Annotated in this window: 2 protein-coding genes; both read left to right on the forward strand. The window is 39.2% G+C overall.

The genetic code is table 11. The features are described from left to right. Nucleotides 1–1,712 (forward strand): EcoAI/FtnUII family type I restriction enzme subunit R (gene hsdR / locus B2089_RS05950; RefSeq protein ID WP_296686331.1); only part of this gene is annotated, 1,712 nt, incomplete at its 5' end. Between the two features lie 165 nt (nt 1,713–1,877). Next, nucleotides 1,878–2,772 (forward strand): Fic family protein (locus B2089_RS05955; RefSeq protein WP_296686332.1); only part of this gene is annotated, 895 nt, incomplete at its 3' end.

A 2,772-nucleotide genomic window follows, 5' to 3' on the forward strand; every position in this document is an offset into this window, starting at 1 on the left:
CAAAGAAAGGCGACTTTAAGCACTTTAAAGATAAGCTTACTATCATAAAAAACAAGAAAATCGACAAGTCTTATGAAATTTACCTTGCATTGTATCAGGGACTTACGAATTACAACGAAGAAACGGACGCTTTCAGAAAATTCAGCCCTGAGTTTTTCGACTTGATTATCGTTGATGAGTGTCACCGCGGTTCTGTTGACGAAGACAAGGCTTGGCATAAAATCCTCTCATATTTTTCAAATGCAACCCAAATCGGCATGACCGCCACCCCAAAAGAAACAAAGGCGCTTTCGAACATCGAATATTTTGGCGAGCCGATTTACACATATTCTCTCAAACAGGGAATTGACGACGGATTCCTAGCCCCTTACAAAGTTCTTCGCGTTGGAATGAATGTCGATCTGGAAGGCTACAGGCCAGAGCGTAACAAAACCGACATAGACGGCGAGCTTATCGAAGACCGGCTTTACAACACGAAAGATTACGACCGCACAATTATCATAGATGAACGAACGGATTTGGTTGCCCGAAAGATTATGGAATATCTCAAGAATACGAATCCCTACGATAAAACAATCGTATTCTGTGTTGACATCGAGCACGCCGAACGAATGCGACGGGCTTTGTTAAAATATGCGCCGCGCGAAATCACTGCAAAGACAGACAAATACATTGTGCGAATTACAGGCGATGACAAAGACGCTAAAAGCTACCTTGAAGATTTCATCAATACAGAAGAAACCTATCCAGTTATTGCCACAACTTCAAAACTGATGACCACAGGAACGGATGCAAAGACATGCAAACTGATTTGCCTTGACTCCAACATCGGCAGCATGACAGAGTTCAAACAGATAATCGGCCGAGGAACAAGAGTTGAGGAAGATTTCGGAAAACTCTATTTTACCATCATCGACTTTCGCAATGTCACCGACAAATTCGCAGACAAGGACTTTGACGGAGCGCCAGTCCGCATAAAAGAAGCGTCGCAAGACGAAGAGATTTCTGAACAAACTATAGACGAAGGCGAGGAGGAAACTCAGATTGATCCTGTTACAGGCGAAGAGATTGCTTTTCCAGAATACCGCATCAATGACGAATTTGGAAATATTGCTGTAGCTGAACCTGAGCCACAAAAGCCTGAAAAACGGGAGAAAGTCCGAATCGCAGGCGTTGATGTTCACATCTTAAGCGAGCGCAAGGAATTTCTGGACGCAAGCGGAAAACTGATAACCTCAAGCCTCAAAGAATACTGCAAAACAGGAATCCTCACTTCATACCGCTCACTCGACAATTTCTTGCAGACATGGAACGACGCGGAAAAGAAGCGCGCCATTATAGAAGAGCTTGAAAATCAGGGAATTATCTTTGAAGAACTGAAAGAAGAAATAAAATCTGATTTAGATATTTTTGACCTAATCTGCCACATCGCCTGGGATGCCCCAGCCCTTACAAAAAAAGAACGCGCCGAAAATGTCCGCAAACGAAACTACTGGACTAAATATGGCGAAAAAGCGCGAGCAGTTCTTGATGCCCTTTTAGATAAATACGCCCAGACCGGAATCGAAGAAATAGAAGATATGAAAGTTCTCACCGTAGACCCAATCAAAGAAATCGGAACCCCGGCAGAAATTGTGAATCTCTTCGGCGGCAAACCACAGTACCTCCAGGCAATCCGCGAACTTGAAGCCGAGATTTATAAGGTGGCGTAAATATTTCTATTCCCTAAAAATGCGTATATACGAAAAAATTGGTAATAATAGGCATTATGTACCAAAATTCTCAAAATTTGTGCACGTTTCTTTTATACGTACCAAAATTGCAAAAATTGGTACATATTCCTTGTCTTATGTACCAAAAGGGTGTATAATTGGGACATGACTGAATTACAAAAGCTCCCGATTGATTCTTCAAAAATGGAAACAATTAAGATTCTCAAAGCAGAAAATAAAGCGGTAAAAATGCTTGCCGAATTAAAAGGCTGTGCAAATCTTATTCCAAATCAATCCATTCTTATTAATGCAATTGTACTTCAGGAATCAAAGGACAGTTCAGAAATAGAAAACATCATCACAACAAAAGATGATCTTTATAAGGCTGTATCAGAAACAGTAACGAAAATTGATTCAGCTACAAAAGAGGTAATGTTTTACCGCGAAGCTCTTTATACTGGTTTTAATCAGCTCAAGGAACATGGTTTTATTTCTATCAATGACATTGTTCAGATCCAAAAAGTTCTTGTTCAAAATGATGCAGGAATCCGGACTATGCCCGGAACAAAGCTTGTAAATGACACAACAAATGAAGTTGTTTATACTCCTCCTCAGTCAAAAGAAGAAATAGATGAACTATTAAAGAATTTTACTGAATATCTGAATAACGAAGACGATAGTCTTTCAAAGCTTGCCATTCTGCATTATCAGTTTGAAAGCATTCATCCATTTTATGATGGCAATGGTAGAACAGGTCGCATCGTAAATATTCTCTATCTGATTTTGAAACATCACCTTGATGTTCCAATTTTGTATCTCAGTTCATACATAATTAAAAATAAAAACAGTTACTACAAGCTCTTGCAAAATGTACGTACAAATGAAGCTTGGGAAGAATGGATTATTTTTATTCTAAAGGGAATTGAAGAAACTGCAGCTGATACAATCCAGAAAGTAAAAGCCATAAAAAAACTTCTGGAAGATACTGTAGAAAAAGTAAAAACAGAAGCCCCAAAAATTTATTCAAAAGAATTGATAGAAACTCTTTTTGAAAATCCAT

Origin of the sequence: Treponema sp. UBA3813 (genome assembly GCA_002368605.1) — a bacterium.
Classification (GTDB): Bacteria; Spirochaetota; Spirochaetia; order Treponematales; family Treponemataceae; genus Treponema_D.